The 19,407-nt window shown below is 65.9% G+C and carries 15 protein-coding genes; 10 read left to right on the forward strand and 5 right to left on the reverse strand.

The genetic code is table 11. The annotated features are described in order from the left end of the window. The first annotated feature begins 44 nt into the window (after positions 1-44). A complete protein-coding gene (locus AC5RWO_RS00995; RefSeq protein ID WP_498728689.1) occupies positions 45-1,499 on the forward strand; it encodes a dicarboxylate/amino acid:cation symporter in 1,455 nt (484 codons plus the stop codon). A gap of 341 nt (positions 1,500-1,840) precedes the next feature. Then, positions 1,841-2,527 (forward strand): Maf family protein, encoded by a 687-nt coding sequence (locus AC5RWO_RS01000; protein WP_498728691.1) that lies wholly within the window; start codon positions 1,841-1,843, stop codon positions 2,525-2,527. A 50-nt stretch (positions 2,528-2,577) separates the two neighbouring features. Here AC5RWO_RS01000 and AC5RWO_RS01005 read toward each other — a convergent pair whose 3' ends face one another. Further along, complete coding sequence (locus AC5RWO_RS01005) at positions 2,578-3,324, reverse strand: hypothetical protein (protein ID WP_498728693.1); 747 nt, start codon at positions 3,322-3,324, stop codon at positions 2,578-2,580. Continuing rightward, positions 3,321-4,442, reverse strand: coding sequence for a serine/threonine-protein kinase (locus AC5RWO_RS01010; protein WP_498729306.1), 1,122 nt, complete (start codon positions 4,440-4,442; stop codon positions 3,321-3,323). The genes AC5RWO_RS01005 and AC5RWO_RS01010 overlap by 4 nt, the downstream gene beginning before the upstream one ends. A 309-nt stretch (positions 4,443-4,751) precedes the next feature. On the opposite strand from AC5RWO_RS01010, the gene AC5RWO_RS01015 reads away from it, so the two are divergent. Together AC5RWO_RS01015 and AC5RWO_RS01020 are read left to right on the forward strand one after the other, a co-directional pair. Continuing rightward, a complete protein-coding gene (locus AC5RWO_RS01015) occupies positions 4,752-6,533 on the forward strand; it encodes an acetyl/propionyl/methylcrotonyl-CoA carboxylase subunit alpha (protein WP_498728694.1) in 1,782 nt (593 codons plus the stop codon). Between the two features lie 259 nt (positions 6,534-6,792). Next, positions 6,793-7,059 carry a GlsB/YeaQ/YmgE family stress response membrane protein gene (locus AC5RWO_RS01020; RefSeq protein WP_498728696.1) on the forward strand — a complete coding sequence of 89 codons (267 nt, stop codon included), beginning with the start codon at positions 6,793-6,795 and terminating at the stop codon, positions 7,057-7,059. A 70-nt stretch (positions 7,060-7,129) separates the two neighbouring features. On the opposite strand, the gene AC5RWO_RS01025 is transcribed toward AC5RWO_RS01020, so the two are convergent. Further along, positions 7,130-8,533, reverse strand: a complete 1,404-nt coding sequence (locus AC5RWO_RS01025) for an MFS transporter (protein ID WP_498728697.1) — start codon at positions 8,531-8,533, stop codon at positions 7,130-7,132. A 186-nt stretch (positions 8,534-8,719) separates the two neighbouring features. Between AC5RWO_RS01025 and AC5RWO_RS01030 the strand changes: the two genes are divergently transcribed. The 4 genes from AC5RWO_RS01030 (at position 8,720) to AC5RWO_RS01045 (ending at position 13,938) form a co-directional block, all read left to right on the forward strand. Further along, entirely contained in the window at positions 8,720-9,928 is a 1,209-nt protein-coding gene (locus AC5RWO_RS01030) for a Bcr/CflA family efflux MFS transporter (protein WP_498728698.1), read from the forward strand. A 340-nt stretch (positions 9,929-10,268) separates the two neighbouring features. Next, complete coding sequence (locus tag AC5RWO_RS01035; protein WP_498634844.1) at positions 10,269-10,574, forward strand: hypothetical protein; 306 nt, start codon at positions 10,269-10,271, stop codon at positions 10,572-10,574. 59 nt (positions 10,575-10,633) lie between these two features. Beyond that, the gene (locus AC5RWO_RS01040) at positions 10,634-13,135 is read left to right on the forward strand and encodes a Tex family protein (protein ID WP_498728700.1); all 2,502 of its coding nucleotides are present in this window, start codon (positions 10,634-10,636) and stop codon (positions 13,133-13,135) included. 182 nt (positions 13,136-13,317) lie between these two features. After that, complete coding sequence (locus AC5RWO_RS01045; RefSeq protein ID WP_498728701.1) at positions 13,318-13,938, forward strand: DUF3060 domain-containing protein; 621 nt, start codon at positions 13,318-13,320, stop codon at positions 13,936-13,938. A 235-nt stretch (positions 13,939-14,173) separates the two neighbouring features. Here AC5RWO_RS01045 and AC5RWO_RS01050 read toward each other — a convergent pair whose 3' ends face one another. Beyond that, the gene (locus AC5RWO_RS01050) at positions 14,174-14,905 is read right to left on the reverse strand and encodes an SGNH/GDSL hydrolase family protein (RefSeq protein ID WP_498728703.1); all 732 of its coding nucleotides are present in this window, start codon (positions 14,903-14,905) and stop codon (positions 14,174-14,176) included. Between the two features lie 193 nt (positions 14,906-15,098). Then, the gene (locus AC5RWO_RS01055; RefSeq protein WP_498728704.1) at positions 15,099-16,502 is read right to left on the reverse strand and encodes an NAD(P)H-quinone dehydrogenase; all 1,404 of its coding nucleotides are present in this window, start codon (positions 16,500-16,502) and stop codon (positions 15,099-15,101) included. A 111-nt stretch (positions 16,503-16,613) separates the two neighbouring features. Here AC5RWO_RS01055 and AC5RWO_RS01060 point away from each other — a divergent pair, with 111 nt between their 5' ends. Both AC5RWO_RS01060 and AC5RWO_RS01065 read left to right on the forward strand, forming a co-directional pair. Next, the gene (locus AC5RWO_RS01060; RefSeq protein WP_498728706.1) at positions 16,614-17,414 is read left to right on the forward strand and encodes a purine-nucleoside phosphorylase; all 801 of its coding nucleotides are present in this window, start codon (positions 16,614-16,616) and stop codon (positions 17,412-17,414) included. Between the two features lie 75 nt (positions 17,415-17,489). Then, positions 17,490-19,307: a phospho-sugar mutase gene (locus AC5RWO_RS01065; RefSeq protein ID WP_498729309.1), complete on the forward strand. Its 1,818-nt coding sequence runs from the start codon at positions 17,490-17,492 to the stop codon at positions 19,305-19,307. Positions 19,308-19,407 lie beyond the last annotated feature (100 nt).

The raw sequence follows: 19,407 nt of genomic DNA on the forward strand, positions 1-19,407 counted from the left end.
AACGCTGCCTTTTACTTGGTATACGCGCCATCTATGGTCTTCGAGTGACTACTGCTACCAGCCCCGAAAAACAGGCCCGGAGACTGCCCTCGTGGGCCACAGCCTTCGGCCCGCAGATCATCGCCGCGCTGATTGCCGGCCTCATCCTTGGTCTCGTTGCCAAGAACATGGGCGAGTCGGCCGCCGGCGAACCGAACTGGCTGACCGAGACGCTGACAACCATCGGCTCCAGCTACATCTCGCTGCTGAAGGCCGCCGTGGTGCCGCTGATTTTCACCGCCGTGGTCAGCTCCATCGCCAATCTTCGTGCGGTCTCCAATGCCGCCAAGCTGGCTTGGAACACGCTGCTCTGGTTCGCCATCACCGCGTTCATCGCCGTGGTGATCGGCATGGTCCTGGGCACCGTCATGCAACCCGGTGCCAGCGCTGCCGGCGAAGTGCCCGGCGAGTACACCGGGCGCACCGGTGACTGGTGGGCGTTCCTGACCGGCCTGTTCCCGGGCAACTTCCTGGGGCTGGAAGCCAGCACCAAGGTGGCCGAATCCGGCGAGATGACCACGAGCGTCAGCTTCAACGTGCTGCAGATCCTGGTCATCTCCATCGCCGTCGGCATCGCTGCCCTGAAGGTGGGCGCGCCCGCCGAGCCTTTCCTGAAGCTCAATGCCTCCGCGCTGGCCGTGATCCAGAAGGTGCTGTGGTGGATCATCCGCGTGGCCCCGATCGGCACCGTCGGCCTGATCGGCAAGGCCGTTGCCACGTACGGCTGGGACACCATGGGCTCGCTGGCCATGTTCACGCTGTCCATCTACGTGGGCCTGGCCCTGGTGGTCTTTGTGGTCTACCCGGTGCTGATCCGCGCCCATGGGTTGTCCGTCAAGCAGTGGTTCTCCGGCGCGTGGCCCGCCATCCAGCTGGCCTTCGTGTCGCGTTCCTCGATGGGCACTATGCCGCTGACCCAGCGCGTGACCGAGCGGAACCTCGGCGTGCCGCGGGCCTACGCGTCCTTCGCCGTGCCGCTGGGCTCGACGACCAAGATGGACGGCTGCGCCTCGATCTACCCGGCGATCGCCGCGATCTTCGTTGCCCAGTTCTTCGGCGTGCAGCTGGACTTCACGCACTACCTGCTGATCGCTTTGGTGGCCGTGCTCGGCTCGGCCGCGACCGCCGGGACCACCGGCGCCACCGTTATGCTGACCCTGACGCTGTCCACGCTGGGGCTGCCACTGGAAGGCATCGGCCTGCTGCTGGCCATCGACCCGATCCTGGACATGGGCCGCACCGCGGTCAACGTGGCCGGCCAGACCGTGGTCCCGACAATCGTCTCCAAGCGTCAGGGCATTCTGGACATGGACCTCTACAACGCGAAGCGCACCGGCGATCCGTTTACCGACGACGCCGCCGTGGACGCGGACGGGGTAGACCGGATTGAAACCGGCGCTGAGTCTGCCGGGGTTCCCGCCGGACGTCGTGAGGAAGATCTAGTCGACTCGAATCGCTGACCTGTTGCTCTAGGGACAGCAGTACAAGAAAACGCTCGGCCGGGAAGTGCCTCCGGCCGAGCGTTTTGCTGTTCAGGAACGGTGTATCCCCCAACGATCCACAGGTCCCGGAACGGTCCAGCCCCAACGGTGCACCGTTCCATTCCGCTGCCTTCGCCACTCTGCTGTGCCAGAGGTAGCCGGAAGAATCCCCGCGGAGATCATACGGTGAAGAGCGGCACGTTGATAAATCAACATTGGATATGTCGGTTTGTGTGCTACTTGCCGGGCGGCGGCCGAAGCTGCGGCGTTCTTCGCTGGCTGATGCCGGCCTTGCTGAAGCGGGCATTACGCTTAGGGACGTGACTGATTTGCGCCTGATTCTCGCCTCCGCCTCCCCCGCCCGCACCAAACTCCTCACCGACGCCGGCATCTCCCACAGCATTCTCGTGTCCGACGTGGACGAGGATGCTGTCACAGCGCACTACGGGCTGACAGACCCGCATGACACCGCCTTGCTGCTCGCCCGGGCCAAGGCTGAAGCTGTCGCCGGCCTGCCCGAGGCGGAGGGCGCGCTGGTCCTGGGCTGCGACTCCGTCTTCGAGCTCGACGGCGAACCACACGGCAAGCCGTACGAACCCGAGATTGCCCGCGAGCGCTGGCACCGGATGAGCGGCCGCCACGGTGTGCTGCACACCGGGCACTGGCTGGTGGACTGCAGGGATGTGCCCGCCGATGTCGACGAGGGCGGCTCCGGCACAGACAACGACGACGATGCAGGCAGCACCGTTGGATCAGGCGCCACCATTGGTGCGGTTGCCTCGGCCGGCGTATACTTCGCCCAGCTCAGCGATGCAGAGATCGATGCCTACATCGCCACCGGCGAGCCGCTTCAGGTCGCCGGTTCCTTCACCATCGACTCGCTGGGCGGGGCTTTCATCGAGCGCGTCGACGGCGACCCGCACGCCGTCGTCGGTCTTTCGGTTTCCACCCTCCGCCACCTGCTGGCAAGCGCCAACGTGCAGATCACGGACCTCTGGGGGCAATAAGGGCCGGCTGCCAACGGCACGACTCAGGCCCTGCGGCGTCCCCGCGGGAATCAGCTATCGTCCCGGCCGGCATCGTCCCGGCCCGCATCGTCCCGGCCGGGATTGTCCCGGCCGGGATCGTCCTCGCCCTGGCCGGAACCGGGACCTGTCCCAGACCCGCCGTTGTTCCCATCACCTTCGGATCCGCCGCGGTCAGCCGCATCGTCCCGGCCGGCCCCGTTGTCCTTTTGGTTGTCGCTGTGGTCCCCGTCTGGAAGCGCTTCGTCCGGCTGGCTGTCGCCGTCTCCCTGACCGCTGTCCGGCTCAGCCGGCACCGGCGAATTTTCAGAAGGCTCCGGAGCATCGACAGTGGGAGGTGGTACGGGCACCGGAGCTGGCGGAAGAGGACCCTGTTGCCCCTGGGTTGATTCCGTAGTCGCAACAGTGTTCGGCGCCTCCGGCGCAGCCGCTTCTGTTTCTGGTTTCGGCGGTTCCAAAGGAGGCGATGCAGCAGCCAGTTCCGCTGCGAGGTCCGCGCTGAGTTGCTCGATGGCAGCTTCGATACTCTGGTAGCGGGCAAAAGAGACATCGCCGGTCCCGGCTGCCTGCCTCAATTCCTCCGTCAGCTCGCCCAGGCCCTCAATCGCTTTCTCGTAATCCCCAGCTGCCGCGGCCGTCCGGACCTCGGCTGCGTGGATCTGCATTCTTTCGGCGGCTCCGGCAGCCAGCTGTGGCGGCGCAGTGCAGGCGCTGGTGAGCAGTATGACAGCAACTGCCGCAGCAGCTGGCATACGGCGAATACGTTGCGGCTTCTTCATGGGACAAGGTTCCGTTCGAGGTTGCGCATGTGCTCTTCGAGCTCTCCGGTCAGGGTCGGCGATGGTGTCGGGACAGACGTCTCGGCCTCTTGCGGACTGGAGGTCAGCGAAAGCGCAAAGACCGCAATGCCAGCTAGCACGAGGACTACCGCGATAGCCCAGGCGGGAAACTTGCGGGTGGGCCGTGACCGCAGAGGTCTTGCTGCCGGGGCAACCGGCATGGCTGCCGTACTGCTCCCCGGCTTCTCCGGCGCCTCCAGGCCGGGCTCCGGCTCCCACGCTGTGTTATCCAGGTTCGCCAGCGCGTCAGCTACTTCGGCGGCATCCGGCCGTGCTGCTGGATCCATCGCGGTCATCCTCGAGAGCAGGCGAACCCATCCGGGGCCGATCTCCGCTGGGATAACCGGTCCGCGCTGCAGGCGGGCCACGGCTGATTCCACCGGACTGCCGGGGAACTCGACGTAACCGGTCAGGCACTCCAACAGGACCAGTCCGAGGGAATAGATGTCGCTGGATGTTCCCAGTGCCCCGCCCTGGGCTTGCTCCGGGCTCAAGTAGGTAGCGGTTCCGACAGTCTGCCCGGTGGCCGTCAGCCGTGTTCCTTCAATGACACGGGCAATACCGAAATCCATGAGCTTGGCCCGGGCTTCGCCGGTGTCTTCATCGAACCCCAGCATGATGTTCGCCGGTTTGAGGTCGCGGTGGATCACTCCCCGAGCGTGGACATAGTCAAGTGCTGCCGCCAGTTGGTGGCCGATCTTTGCTACATCCCTGGACTCCAGCCTCCCCAGCCGAAGCCGGTTTCGCAGGTCCTTGCCTTGCGCAAGCTCCATCACCACAAAGGAGCGGGTCCCGTCCGAGGATGAATCTTCCCTCCCCGCATCGTAAACAGTCACCAGGCCCGGGTGGTTGAAGGTGGACAGCAGCTGTACCTCTGCCTCCTGCCGCCGCAGCTCCCCATCGTCGCTCACATCGGGGCGGAAAACCTTGACCGCAACGCATCGGCCCAGCACGTCATCCATGGCCTTATAGACCGCCGCGGATCCGCCCCGCCCGATCAGTTCCTGAAGCTTGTAACGGCCACCCAGGCTCACTGGCAGAGACTGCCCCAAATACACGTCCCCCAACTGACTTCCTTTGCTCCCAAGGGCACCGCTTTGGCGCGCTAGATTCTCCCTACGGGTTACCGACAGGTATACAGGAGGGGAACGGCCGGCGGTACCTAAAACAGCAAATAGGCTTTAAAGGATTATCGTCACAGTGGAATCGCGGCGTCGGGAGGGGAAGAAGCACCAGACCCTGCTCCTAGCATCGCCGTTTTGTAGAACACCTACAAAGAACCGCGCCCGCACACGCACATTTGACATGGTTATTGGGTGATACCCGCAAAACCGCGCTAGGCTCCTCAAGGATAGAAGGAGCTTTGAATGACCCAGCGCATCACCAAGGTACTGATCGCCAACCGTGGTGAAATTGCCGTCCGCGTAATCCGAGCCGCACGGGATGAAGGCCTCGCCTCCGTCGCCGTTTACGCAGAGCCTGACCGGGATGCGCTGCATGTCCGTCTGGCCGACGAGGCATACTCCCTGGGCGGCAGCACCGCCGCGGAGTCCTATCTGGCCATGGACAAACTGCTTGAAGTGGCCGCAGCCTCCGGTGCCGACGCCGTCCACCCCGGCTACGGCTTCCTCGCCGAAAACGCGGACTTCGCCCAGCGGGTCATCGATGCCGGGCTGATCTGGATTGGTCCCTCCCCCGATGCCATCGCCAAACTCGGCGACAAAGTCCAGGCCCGGCACATCGCCGAAAAGGTCGGCGCTCCCCTGGTTCCCGGCACTGCAGATCCCGTGCAGGGTGTGAACGAGGTCCTCGCCTTCGCGGACGCCTACGGTCTCCCGCTGGCCATCAAGGCTGCCTACGGCGGCGGCGGCCGCGGCATCAAAGTGGTCCGCGACCGGGACGAGATCCCCGAGGCCTTCGACTCCGCGGTCCGCGAGGCCACCGCCGCCTTCGGCCGCGGCGAGTGCTTCGTCGAACGCTTCCTGGATGCACCCCGGCATGTGGAAACCCAGTGCCTCGCGGATGCGCACGGCAACGTCGTCGTTATTTCCACCCGCGACTGCTCGCTGCAGCGCCGCAATCAGAAGCTCGTCGAGGAAGCCCCCGCTCCGTTCCTGAGCGCGGACCAGAACTACCGGCTTTACGAAGCGTCCAAGGCCATCATGCTCGAGGCCAAATACCAGGGCGCCGGAACCTGCGAATTCCTGGTCGGCCAGGACGGCACCATCTCCTTCCTGGAGGTCAACACGCGCCTGCAGGTGGAGCACCCCATTTCCGAGGAGGTCGCCGGCGTGGACCTGGTCCGCGAGCAATTCCGGCTGGCCAACGGGGAGGAACTGGGCTACGGCGATCCCGAAATCCGCGGGCACTCCTTCGAGTTCCGCATCAACGGCGAGGATGCCGGCCGCAACTTCATGCCCGCCCCGGGCACAGTGGAATCAATAAAGCTGCCCACCGGCCCTGGCGTCCGCGTGGACTCCGGCGTCGAAGCCGGCGAGGTGGTCGGCGGCAACTTCGACTCCCTCCTCGCGAAGCTCGTTGTCACCGGCGCCAGCCGCAACCAAGCCCTGCAGCGCGCCCGCCGCGCCCTGGCGGAGATGGAGATCGCCGGCATGCCGACGGTCCTGCCCTTCCACCGCGCCGTGACGGCGGATCCGGACTTCGCTCCGGCTAATCCGTTGGAGCCTTTCAAGGTCCACACCCGCTGGATCGAGACCGAGTTCGTGAACGAGATTCCCGCCTTCGATGCGGCGCCAACAACCACCGACGACGACGGCGAACGCCAGCGCGTAACCGTTGAGGTGGGCGGCAAACGGCTGGAAGTTGTGCTGCCCGCGGGCCTGAATACCTCCGGCGGCGGCGCCACCAAGTCCAACGGCAAGCCCAAGCGCGGCCGCGGGCGTTCCAGCGGCTCGGCCGGCGCGGCGGCCAGCGGGGATGACCTGTCCTCACCCATGCAAGGCACCATCGTGAAGGTGGCCGTCAGCGAAGGTGACACGGTCGCGGAAGGCGATCTCGTCGTCGTGCTTGAGGCCATGAAGATGGAGCAACCGCTGACAGCCCACAAGGCCGGCACCATCGCAAAACTGACGGCGAAGCCGGGCGCCACGGTCTCTGCCGGCGCCGTGCTGGCCGCCATCATCGACTAGGAGCGGCGCCGCTCCTCCCCAGCAGCTCCTGCCCAAGGTGCCCGGTTCCGTTGACGGACCGGGCACAGCTGGTTAAAGCACGCGCCCGACCACGCCCCATTCCCGACCAGCGGCGGCGATGGCAGACCCTAGCCGCGCAAAATTCCTTTGGCAAAAAGACAATACAATAAGCATGCTTTGTTGTACCGTGGGAATTGGTAAGGGACACTCCCCGGCAATCCCGTCGGGGGACCATTGATCACCGTAAGGAGAGAGCATCATGGGTTTTCTTGCTTTTCTTATTCTCGGACTAATTGCGGGCGCTATCGCCAAGCTGATCCTGCCGGGTGACCAAGGCGGCGGCTGGATCGCAACCCTAGTACTCGGCGTCGTCGGCGCCTTGCTGGGCGGCTGGATCGGCAGTGCCATCTTCGGTGTAGGGCTGGAAGAATTCTGGAGCATCCAGACCTGGCTCGTTGCCATCGCAGGCGCCCTCGTTGTACTGCTGATTTGGGGCTTCATCACCAAACGGAAGGCAGTCCACTAACGGACAACCGAATTCCTTACTGAAAAAAGGCCCGCGGTTCCTGCTGGAACCGCGGGCCTTTATGACGGGATCAGCTGCTCAGTCCCTCGTAATCCATGTCCTTGGTTTCCTTGGTCAGGAACAGGGAAATCAGCGTGACCACGGCCGCCCCACTGAGGTACATGCCCACCAGGAAGGTGCTGCCGTCGGCCGCCTGCCACAGCGCCACCGCGATGAACGGTGCCACGGAGGCGCCCAGGATCGAGGAGAAGTTGTAGGCCACGGCCGAGCCGGTGTACCGCACGTTGGTCGGGAACAGCTCCGGCAGCATAGCTCCCATGGGGCCGAAGGTCAGGCCCATCAGGGTGAAGCCGATGATCAGGTGCAGCATGGTGCCGGCGAAGCCGCCTCCGAAGAGCGGAACCCAGAGGAAGCCGAAGGCCACGATGCCGAGGGAGACCCAGATCAGCGTCTTCCGCCGGCCGAACTTTTCTGCCAGCGGCCCGGACACCATCGTGAAGATCCCGAAGAAGACGACGCCGATGATCAGCATCAGCAGGAAGTCGTTGCGGGCGTAACCCAGGCCGGCGGTGAACGCCGAGGGGTCGAAGTCCTTGCCGGCCGCGGCAGCGGCCGCGGCAGCGTCGTCCACCGACTTGGCCGCAGTGCCGTAGGACAGCGTGAAGGTGGTCATCAGGTAGAACAGCACGTAGGTGGCCAGCATGATGAAGGTACCCAGGATCAGCTGGCGCCAGCTGGACTTGAAGACGCGGCCGAGCGGCAGCTTGGTGACCTCGCCCTTGTCCACAACCTTCTGGAAGGCCGGAGTTTCCACCAGCTTCAGGCGGACGTAGAGGCCGATAATGACCATGACGGCGCTGCCCAGGAACGGAATGCGCCAGCCCCAGGACATGAACGCCTCATTGCTCAGGTTCAGGCTGAGGATCAGGAAGAGCGAGTTGGCAATGATGAAGCCGATCGGGGCACCCAGCTGCGGGAACGTGCCGTAGATGGCCCGCTTGTTCGCCGGGGCGTTCTCGGTGGCCAGCAGTGCGGCCCCGCTCCATTCGCCGCCAAGGGCCAGGCCCTGGGCAAAGCGCAGGACCACCAGCAGGGCCGGAGCCCAGAACGACCAGCCGGTGACCTGCGCGGTGGGCAGGCAGCCGATCAGGAAGGTCGCGATGCCCATGGTGAGCAGCGAGGCGACCAGCGTGCCCTTGCGGCCGAACTTGTCGCCGAAGTGCCCGAAAACAATGGACCCGAGCGGCCGCGCGATGAAGGCGACGCCGAAGACGGCGAACGAACTCAGCAGAGCGGTGGCGGCATCGGCGCCGGGGAAGAACAAGGCCGGGAAAACGAGCACGGCGGCCGTGGCGTAGACGTAGAAGTCGTAGAACTCAACGGACGTGCCAATGAGGCTGGCAACGATCACGCGGCCGCGGGAGTTGACCGGGGCCTTGGAGGCACCTGTTGAGGCTGGTGCTGCAGAAGACATGGTGTCGGCTTTCGATGAAAACGAATGATTACCGCCCGAAATTCTACGCCCCTTCGTCCAGCATCCGGACATCGTTCCAATATACGGACACCGCTGGACAGCCGGCACCAAATAACTTCGGTTTCCTGAGTCCAGCTGCGCGTCATACAGCCATGACTTGCTGCCGGAGCGTGTTTGGATATGGCCATGACTGCACAACGTACGACGCCGGCCATGTCGGGACCGCTGTTGGCTGTCCTTGCGCTGTTGGCCGCCGCCGCGCCGTTGTCCTCCGACATGTATCTGGCGTCGCTGCCCATGATCGCCAGCGATCTTGGCGTGCGTGCCTCGGGCGCCCAGCTCACGCTGACGGCCTTGCTGCTCGGCATCGCGCTCGGGCAGCTGGCGTTCGGCCCACTTTCGGACAGGTACGGGCGCATCCGGCCGCTCATGGTGGGCGTCGCCATCGCCGTCGTCGCTTGTATTGCCGCTGCGCTGGCCCAGGATATCTGGTTCCTGGTCGGGGCCCGCTTTGTCCAGGGTTTTGCCGCGGCGGCCGGAATCGTCATTGGTCGTGCCATCATTTCGGACCTCAACGCCGGTACCGGCGCGGCGCGGGCTTTCACCCTGCTGCTGACCATTTCCAGCCTGGCTCCGGTGCTGGCTCCCCTGCTGGGCAGCGTCCTGCTTGCCGCCGGCAGCTGGCGCAGCATCTTCTGGGTATTGGCAGGGATCTTCGCGGTGATGCTCGGCGGTGTCCTGCTGCTGGTCCGTGAAACCCATCCCCCGCATGCCCGTGACAAGGCCGCCCTGCTTGCCGCCGGGGACGTGGTCCGGCGGGCCTTCAAGGGAGGCTTGTTTCCGGCCTACGTACTCCAGTTCGCTTTCACCTTCGGCGTGATCATTTCCTATATTTCGGCCTCGTCCTTTGTCTACCAGAATCTGATGGGCTTCAGCCCCATCGGCTACGGCGCCGCCGCGGCCGTCAACGCGCTGGGGATGATGGCGAGCGGGCTGGCCTCGGTCCGGCTGATCCGCCGCTTCGCTGTGCGGCGCATTATCGCAGCGGCCCTGACGGCACAGCTGACCATGACCGCAGCTATCTTTGTCCTGGTCATGTCCGGCGCCGCAGTCATCTGGGCGGCTATTCCCATCTTCTTTGCCATCAGCTGCTCAGGTTTCCTGATGGGCAACACGACCAGCCTGGCCATCGGCACGGTCCGGCAGGCGGCGGGCCAAGGCTCAGCCGTGCTGGGCGCCTCCCAGTTCGTGCTGGGCGCATTGGTCACACCGCTGGCCGGCATCGGCGGAGGCTTCACAGCCGTTCCCATGGCCATGTTGATGCTCGGCTGCTGCCTCTGTGCCGGCGCACTGTTCCTCGTCTCCGGCCGGATCGAAGCTCGCCGGGCCGCGTGAGTACCGAGCCGGACCAGCGGCCTCCAGGCCCCGCCCGAGCCGGGAGTCAGGCGCCGCCCGGACCGGCGGCCCCTACGCCAGCATGGCGTAGGCAACCGCCGCCAGCACCAGCACGGCCAGCACCGCCACCACGGTATTGGCGATGTTCCTCTTCTTGGCGTCGCTCAAGCGGCGCCATTTCCTTCGTAGTCCCATTGGATCCCCACACCCGATGATTGGCAGTTGGCCCCATGCTAGTGCCTCGCCCTGGGAATAACAGGGGTCCGCTGGCGCCGACGGTCGGGACCGAATATTGTCCGAGCCGGCTGCCATGCTCGCGTTCGTGAATAAAGTGGATGTTGTGACAGCCAGGGAATACGCGAGGAACGACGGCGGACGCCCGGTTAAGCGCGGAACAGTCACCCGGGCGCCCTACCGCCGTGAGCCCTATGTGCGCGCACGCATTGGCGCCGGCGCCGATGACACCGTGGATGCGAAGGCCATTTCCTGGGACCGCAACACGGTGCAGCTCAAGTGGGTGGACGAAAACGGTTCCATGCGCACTCAGTGGGTTCCGGCGTCGGACGTTAGACGCATTACCCGGGACGAATCCGCATGGCGGGACCCGTATGACGACTACGGCTTTTACTACCCGGACGAGCAGTGACGCTCCACGCGCAGGCACCGTTTCCCACGCTGCGGTCCGGATACGGCAAAATGGATCGGGTGACGCAAACGCCCAGCTCCGCAGTGCCCGCCGCCAGCCCCGCTCTGAAGCCGGTTGATCCGGACCAGCTCAACGCCCGGATCCACGCCCAGATTGCCGAAGAACTCGGCGTCAAGCCCTGGCAGGTCAAGGCCGCCGTGGAGCTGCTCGACGGCGGCTCCACCGTGCCGTTCATCGCCCGGTACCGCAAGGAAGTCACCGGCACGCTCGATGATGCCCAGCTGCGTGACCTGGAAGAACGGCTGCGCTACCTCCGCGAACTCGAGGACCGCCGTCGTTCCGTGCTGGAAAGCATTGCGCAGCAGGGCAAACTGACCGCCGAGCTGGAGGCGAGCATCAAGGCCGCGGACACGAAGGCCCGGCTCGAAGACATCTACCTGCCGTTCAAGTCCAAGCGGCGGACCAAGGCGCAGATCGCCCGCGAGGCCGGGCTCGAGCCGCTGGCGGACGCCCTGCTGGCCAACCCTGGCCTTGAGCCTGAGGCTGAAGCAGCCGGTTACCTGAACTCCGAGCATGCCATCAACGACGCGGCCGAAGCGTTGGCAGGAGCGCGGTCCATCCTGGTGGAGCGGATCAGCCAGGACGCGGATCTGGTCACCGAACTGCGCGAGCGTCTCTGGAAGCAGGGGCTGGTCCGTGCGCAGGTGCGCGAAGGCATGGAGTCCGAGGGGCAGAAGTTCGCCGACTACTTCGACTTCGCGCAGGTCCCTTCGGGCCTGCCCTCGCACCGGGTCCTGGCGCTGCTGCGCGGCGAGAAGGAAGGCGTGCTGGACCTGAACATTGTCGAAGGCGACGCCTCGGACAAGGAAGAATTCGCTGCTGCGCGCGGCCGCTACGAAAACGCCGTGGCCTACAAACTCGGCGTCGCTGACCAAGGCCGGCCGGCCGATAAGTGGCTGATGCAGACGGCGCAGCTGGGCTGGCGCCGCATTCTGGTCAAACTCGCGATCGACTTGCGCGTGCGACTCTTTACCGACGCCGAGGACGAAGCCGTCCGGATCTTCGCGGCCAACCTGCGCGACGTGCTCCTGGCCGCCCCCGCCGGGAACCGCGCCACGCTCGGACTGGATCCGGGCCTGCGGACCGGCGTGAAGGTCGCCGTGGTTGATGGCACCGGCAAGGTGGTCGCCACGGACACCATCTACCCGCACGCGCCGGCCAAGAAGTGGGACGATGCGCTGGTCACCCTGGCCCGCTTGTCCGAAAAGCACAACGTGGACCTGGTGGCGATCGGCAACGGCACCGCCTCCCGCGAGACGGACAAGCTGGCCACCGAGCTGATCAAGCTGCTGGCACCGAAGCAGAAGATCCAGAAACTGGTGGTCTCCGAGGCAGGCGCCTCCATCTACTCGGCGTCCGCCCTGGCCTCGGCCGAGCTGCCGGAGCTGGATGTCTCGATCCGCGGTGCCGTGTCCATTGCCCGCCGGCTGCAGGATCCGCTGGCCGAACTGGTGAAGATCGATCCGAAGTCCATCGGCGTCGGCCAGTACCAACACGACATCACGGCCACCAAGCTGGAGCGTTCGCTGGATGCCGTGGTGGAGGACTGCGTGAACGCCGTCGGTGTGGACGTGAACACCGCTTCGCCGTCGCTGCTGGCCAGGGTGGCCGGCGTGGGCCCGCTGCTGAGCGAGAACATCGTGTCCTTCCGGAACGAGAACGGCCCGTTTGCCAAGCGCTCGGATCTGAAGAAGGTGCCGCGGCTGGGCGCCAAGGCGTTTGAGCAGTGCGCGGGCTTCCTGCGGATCACCGGCGGCGCCGAGCCGCTGGATTCCTCCAGCGTGCACCCCGAGGCCTACGGCGTTGCCCGCAAGATCCTTTCGGCCGCCGGCGCCGCAGCCGCCGATGTGCCGCGCGGCGTGGGTTCGCTGGCAACGCTGGACCCGCAGACCTTCGTGGACGACTCCTTCGGCCTGCCCACGGTGCGGGACATCATCGCCGAACTCGAGAAGCCCGGCCGTGACCCGCGGCCCACGTTCACCACGGCGTCCTTCTCCGAGGGCGTGGAGAAGATCTCCGATCTGGTACCGGGCATGATCCTGGAAGGTACCGTCACCAACGTGGCTGCCTTCGGCGCTTTCGTCGACGTCGGAGTGCACCAGGACGGGCTGGTCCACATTTCGGCCATGTCCAACAAGTTCATTTCGGACCCGCACGAAGTGGTCAAGTCCGGCCAGGTAGTCAAGGTCAAGGTGCTCGAGGCCGATCCGGACCGCAAGCGCATTTCGCTCACCCTGCGGCTGGACGATGAAGCGGGAGCCAAGCAGGGCGGACGCGCAGCGGCAGGCCGGGACGGCTCCGCGGACAAGGGTTCGCCGGGGAACGGCGGCCCAGGCAAGGGTGGCCGGCCCGTCCCGTCCCGTGACCGCGGGGAATCCAAGGGCAACCCTCGCTCCAGCGGCCGCCCCAACCCGCCGCGTGGCCGGGACAACCGCAAAGAACCGGCTCCGGGAAACACCGCGATGGCGGAAGCGCTGCGCCGTGCCGGTCTGGGCAAATAACGACGGCGGATTGCCTGGTCGACGGGTGGCCCGGTCGACGTCGGAGTTGCTAAGTATCGGCGGCAGGTTGGGCCGTTGCAGTCATTTTCCAACCTGCATGGGCTAGCCTCTGGGTAGGGCGATGGCTCCGCCGGCCTCAGCGGACGGGTGTCCATCGCGCACGCTGATCGAGGGAGTATCCGATGAAGCACCAGCCGGCCCTGCGCATCGTGGTGGGTCTTGCCGCCGTCGTACTCCTGATGTCCGGCTGCACGGCGAACGCCACCACGGACACCGCCACCCCGATCGGCAGCGCTGTGCACGGGTCTGCGCCCGCACCGAAGGCACCTGCGCCCGCCCAGGCCCCCGCCGCGGCTGAGACTCCCGCCGCGGTTGAGGCCCCCGCCCCGCCGTCGGCAAGCAGCACCGCATTGGCGCAGCCGATCCTCTCGCTTGGCCGGGAACGCAAGCTCACGCTGGCCGACGCGGATGTGGAACTGGCCTGTGACGGCGGCGGGAAAATCGAAGTGCTGGCCAACGGCATTACGCTGACGGTCACGGGCCATTGCCAGGAGATTGACATCCTGTCTTCCGGCACCACGGTGCGGGCCGAATCGGTCAATGAAATCGATGTCGACGGGCCGCGGAACAATGTCATGGTGGAGAAAGCTGCCGGGCTTCGGGCCGCGGGCAGCAACAACACACTGCACGCCGATGAGGTGGGCAAGATCGCCCTCGAGGGACAGGGCAATCAGGTCACGTTCGGCGCCGGCAATCCCCGGATCGACGACGAGGGCTCCGGCAACAGCGTCTCGGCGAAGTGAGTGCGTGCCCGGCGAGGTGACCGGAACCACCCGCGCCGCTCCCCCGATCCGCTCCCGGAACAGGCTAATCTGTCCCTGTGGTCAAGGTAAAAGGAAAGATTCAACCGGTGGAAATCAAGGAAATTGAAGCCGAAGGAGTTGACTATGCCGAGGCCAAAATCGCCCTGGAACACCAGGTTCCTGAAGGCTGGCGGCTGATCCAGGTCCTGACCGTCTAAGTTTCGGCCCGGCTCTTCTACTCCACCGCGTTGATGACGCGTTCGGCGATCGCCGCGTGGCCGGCGTCGTCCACGTGGACTCCGTCCGGCTGGATCATGTCGAGCGTGAACGCATCGGGATCCAGCAGGCTCACATACGTGGCATCAACATTCTCCGCCGCTTCCTGCACGGCCGCGTCGAGCGCAAAGACGGTCTGGTCCACGGCGCTTGGCGTGGACGGGCCGACGGCGATAATTTCGGCGTCGGGCAGATCCGCGCGCAGTTCCTCGTAGACGCTGGAAATCGCCTGGAGCGTGCCCTGCGGGTCGAACTGATAAGTGCTGAAATCGTTCTGCCCGCCGGAGACCACCACTACATCAGGATTGTCGGCGATAACGTCATCCAGCCGGCCCACGTAGCCCGGACCTTGGGCATTCGTGGCGTAGCCGGTGCCCGAAATCCCGTGGTTCATCTCTTCCCAGCCCAGCTCCAGTGCCACCAGCGTGCTCCAGCGGTTCCCCTGGCTGGAAGCGCCGATGCCCTCGGTATAGGAATCGCCCAGGAAGGCCGCGACGGGCGGCTCGGCTTCCTCGGTCTCCGTGGCTGTGGCGGACGGCGTGGGGCTGGCAGTGGTGGTTTCCGTTGGTGCTGACGACGGCGTGGCTTTCGCCGGCTGCGTTGTCCCGCCCACCGGTGTTGCGGGCGGCTTGGGCAGGAAGGCGTAGACAAATGCCGCCAGCGTGGCCAGCAGCAGGACCGCCAGTCCCACATTCTGCAACGTCTTGTTTTTGAGAATTGTGTTCCGCCCGTGCACCCGCCCCGCCCCTCTTCAGATGAATCACGCTTGCCGTCCGGACACAACCTTATCGGGAAGATCCGCGGCCGCTTGAACAGATGTCGGCGGGCCCGTCCGCGGCGGGTGCAGTTCCGGGACTACAGCCCCGAAACGGCAAGTTCCGCGTCTACAGGTGGACGTGCAGCCGGCGTGCGGCCTCGGAGATGGAGCCGGTCAGGGACGGGTAGACGGTAAACGTGTTGGCCACGTCATCCACATGCAGCTTCTGCGTCACGGCCAGCGCGATCGGGAAGATCAGCTCGGAGGCGCGCGGGGCCACCACAACGCCGCCGATCACGGTGCCCGAACCGCGGCGGGCAATGATCTTCACGAAGCCTTCCGTCACGTTCATCATCTTGGCCCGCGGGTTGGTGTTCAGCGACAGCTTGATCACATCCCCCTGGTACTTCCCGGCCGCGATGTCCTCTTCGGTCACGCCCACGGTGGCGATCTCCGGACTGGTGAAGATGTTGGAGGCAACCCGCTTGAGTTTCAGCGGCGTCACCGAATCGCCCAGCAGGTGCGCCACGGCGATGCGGCCCTGCATCGCCGCCACGGAAGCGAGGGCAAAGACGCCCGTGCAGTCACCGGCAGCGTAGATGTGCGAGGCCGTGGTGCGCGAGACGCCGTCGACCTTGATGTGGCCGCTTTCAGACAGCGCCACGCCGGCCTCTTCCAGACCGATGCCCGCGGTGTTCGGAATGCCGCCAACCGCCAGCAGGCAGTGCGACCCGTCCACGATCCGTCCGTCGTTCAGCGTGACCCGGACGCCGTCGTCGGTCCTTTCCACGGCGTTGGCACGGGATTTCGAGAGCACGGTCATCCCGCTGCGGGCGAAGACCTCTTCCAGCACCTCGGCGGCGTCCGCGTCCTCGCCGGGGAGCACACGGTCGCGCGAGGAGACCAACGTGACCTTGGTGCCGAGCATGCGGTAGGCGGAGGCGAACTCAGCGCCCGTGACGCCGGAGCCGACGACGATCAGGTGCTCCGGGATTTCGGTCAGGTTGTAGACCTGGGTCCAGTTGAAGATGCGTTCCCCGTCCGGCTTGGCCGAGGGCAGCTCGCGCGGAGTGGCACCGGTGGCGATCAGCACGGCATCCGCATCGATGGTCTCGGTACCGGTCTCGGTCTCGACCGTGATGGTGTTCGAATCGGCCAGTCGGCCGCTGCCGATGATGACCCTGACGCCGGCGCGTTCGAGCCCGCGGTGGATGTCCGAAGACTGGGTTTCGGCAAGCTTGAGCAGGCGCGAGTTGACGGTCTGCAGGTCGGCATAGGCGGCGCGGGAGCCCTCGTCGAAACGCACGCCCAGATCGTGGGCGCCGGCCACGCGGCGCATGGCATCCGCCGTCGCAATGAGGGTTTTGGAGGGCACAACGTCGGTGAGCACGGCCGAGCCGCCCATGCCCTTGCGCTCAATGACGGTCACCTTCGCCCCGAGTGAGTTGGCCACCATGGCGGCTTCGTATCCGCCCGGGCCGCCGCCCAGGATCACCAGACGGGGGGCGCTGAAATCAATTTGGTTCGTCACACTCGCCATTCTGTCGCACCTGCCCAAGCCACTCAACCTGATCGGGCCAGACGACGGCGGCATCGGGCGTGAGCTATGGAGCCTGCGGCGGGCAACGGGTAGGTTATCTGTGTGACTACTGATCCGTTTGAACTTGCCTCCGCGGCCGCCTCGTACATTGCCAAACAGACCGGCGTGCAGAATCACGACGTCGCGCTGGTGCTCGGTTCCGGCTGGGGTGGGGCCGCCGAACTGATCGGCGAGACCACCCACACGCTGGACGCCTGGTCGATTCCCGGCTTCTCCGCCCCGACCGTGGAGGGCCATGTGGGCACCATCCGGTCCGTGCTGACTCCGGACGGCAAGCGGGCCCTCGTGCTCGGCGCCCGGACCCATTTCTACGAGGGCAAAGGCGTGCGCGCGGTGGTCCACGGCGTGCGCACTGCAGCGGCAGCCGGCGCGAAAACACTGGTGTTGACCAACGGCTGCGGTGGCCTCAACTCGGATTGGAAGCCCGGTACCCCGGTCCTGATCAGCGACCACATCAACCTCACGGCCCGGTCGCCGCTTGAAGGTGCGACGTTCGTGGATCTGACGGATCTTTACTCTTCCCGCATCCGCGCGCTGGCCAAAGAGGTGGACCCGAGCCTGGACGAGGGCGTCTACGCGCAGTTCACCGGACCGCACTACGAGACGCCGGCGGAGGTACAGTACGCCAAACGGATCGGCGCGGACCTGGTAGGCATGTCCACGGCGCTGGAGGCCATCGCGGCCCGCCATGCCGGGATGGAGGTTTTCGGCATTTCCCTGGTCACCAACCTGGCCGCCGGCATCAGCCCGGTTCCGCTCAGCCACCAGGAAGTGATCGAAGCCGGGCAAGCCGCCGGAGCGCGTATCTCGCGCTTGCTGGCCGACATCATCGCCAAGCTCTAAGAGGACTAGGTAACTCCATTGACTGACTCCGAACAGGATCCGTTGGCTTCCCTCACCGCCGCCGCCGAAGCCTGGATGGCGCAGGATCCGGACCCGCAGACCGTGCAGGAACTCCGCGAACTCTTGGAGCGCACCCGCGAGGAAGGCCAGGCCGGATCCGCGGCCCGGCAGGAGCTGGCGGATAGTTTCAGCGGTCGGCTCGAATTCGGCACCGCCGGCCTGCGGGCGGCCCTTGGTCCCGGGCCGAACCGGATGAACCGGGTAGTGGTGCGGCATGCGGCCGCGGGGCTGGCGAGATTCCTGGTAGCCAAGGTGGGCACCCATGGCCGCCCACGCGCCGTCGTTGGTTATGACGCCCGGCGCAACTCGGACATTTTCGCGCAGGAGACCGCGGCCATCTTCACCGAGTCCGGCATCGAAACGTTCTTGCTGCCGTCGGCGCTTCCGACGCCGGTTCTCGCCTATGCCGTGCGTGCCCTCGAGTGCGACGGCGGGGTGATGGTTACCGCGAGCCACAATCCGCCGCAGGACAACGGCTACAAGGTGTACCTGGGCGGACGGGCGGTGGAGGAAAACGGCCGGGGCGCACAGATTGTGGCGCCGGCAGATGGGCAGATTGCTGCCGAGATTGCTGCGTTCGACGGGCTGGAGGGGATCGCACTGGCCGAAGGCGGCTGGACCGTGCTGCCGGCGTCGGGCGAACCCGATTCCATCGAGGACGCCTACGTGGACGCCATTACCGCACTGGCGGATCCGCGGCATTTCCCGTCGCGCCGGCTGAAGATCGTGCTGACGCCCATGCACGGCGTCGGCGGGAAGACCGCGCTGAATGTACTGCAGCGGGCCGGCTTTGAAGACGTCGCCCTGGTGGAGGCGCAGGCTGAGCCGGATCCGTTGTTCCCCACCGTGGCCTTTCCGAACCCGGAGGAACCCGGTGCGCTGGACCTGGCACTCGAACTCGCCGAGCGGATCGATGCGGACATCGTGCTGGCCAATGACCCGGATGCGGACCGCGCCGCCGTCGCTGTGAAGTGGCCCGAAACCGGCAAGTGGGGCATGCTCCGCGGCGACGATGTGGGCGCGCTCTTGGGCACGCACATGGCGGGCCGGCTCAGGGCGCAGGCCGACATGGATTCAGCCAACGACGCCGTTGACGCGGTCGCGGGGGGCGCTGGTTTCGCGGGCGACGTTACCCGTGGGGATGGTTCCGCAGGCACGCAGTCCGGACAGCCCGGAGCGACGGGCGGCGCTCTACCGGTGTTCGCCAACTCCATCGTGTCCTCGCGGCTGCTGGGCAAGATCGCCGAGCGGCACGGCATTGCGCACGTGCAGACGCTGACCGGCTTCAAGTGGATCTCGCGCGTGCCCGGCCTGTCTTACGGCTACGAGGAGGCGCTCGGTTACTGCGTGGCCCCGGAGCTGGTCAAGGACAAGGACGGCATATCCGCCGCCCTGCTGATTGCCGAGTATGCGGCCGATTCCATTGCCAAGGGCCGGGACGTCCGCGACGAACTCGACGAGCTCCATCTGGTGCATGGCATCCACGCGACCGACCAGCTCTCCGTCCGGGTGGGCAGCCTGGATCTGCTGGGCGCCATGATGCACCGGCTCCGCGAGAACCCGCCGTCGTCGTTCGGCGGTTCTCCGGTGGACTCAACGCTGGATCTTGCGGAAGGCAGCGCCGACCTGCCGCCGACCGATGGGCTGCAGTACCTGACCCGGGATGGTTCGCGGGTCATCATCCGGCCCAGCGGCACCGAACCGAAGCTCAAGTGCTACATCGAGGTGGTCCAGCCCGTGGACGGTGCCGATGAGCTGCCCGCGATGCACGATAAGGTCCGCGGCACGCTCGAGACGATCAAGGAAGACATCAGCGACGCCCTGGGGCTGTAGGCGTAGCTGCCCTTGAGGTGCCGGTCGCGAGATCGTTCCTCCCGGCGTCCACGTCTTCGTGCGAGGAACGATCTCGTGGCTAAGAGACGTTCTCGCGTTG

It is taken from the genome of Arthrobacter sp. B055-34 (assembly GCF_059090425.1).

Excerpts from the sequence above, each read along its gene's own strand:
- AC5RWO_RS01005 (WP_498728693.1), bottom strand. The coding sequence starts at position 3,324 with ATGAAGAAGCCGCAACGTATTCGCCGTATGCCAGCTGCTGCGGCAGTT.
- AC5RWO_RS01015 (WP_498728694.1), top strand. The coding sequence starts at position 4,752 with ATGACCCAGCGCATCACCAAGGTACTGATCGCCAACCGTGGTGAAATT.
- AC5RWO_RS01020 (WP_498728696.1), top strand. The coding sequence starts at position 6,793 with ATGGGTTTTCTTGCTTTTCTTATTCTCGGACTAATTGCGGGCGCTATC.
- AC5RWO_RS01025 (WP_498728697.1), bottom strand. The coding sequence starts at position 8,533 with ATGTCTTCTGCAGCACCAGCCTCAACAGGTGCCTCCAAGGCCCCGGTC.
- AC5RWO_RS01030 (WP_498728698.1), top strand. The coding sequence starts at position 8,720 with ATGACTGCACAACGTACGACGCCGGCCATGTCGGGACCGCTGTTGGCT.
- AC5RWO_RS01045 (WP_498728701.1), top strand. The coding sequence starts at position 13,318 with ATGAAGCACCAGCCGGCCCTGCGCATCGTGGTGGGTCTTGCCGCCGTC.
- AC5RWO_RS01065 (WP_498729309.1), top strand. The coding sequence starts at position 17,490 with ATGGCGCAGGATCCGGACCCGCAGACCGTGCAGGAACTCCGCGAACTC.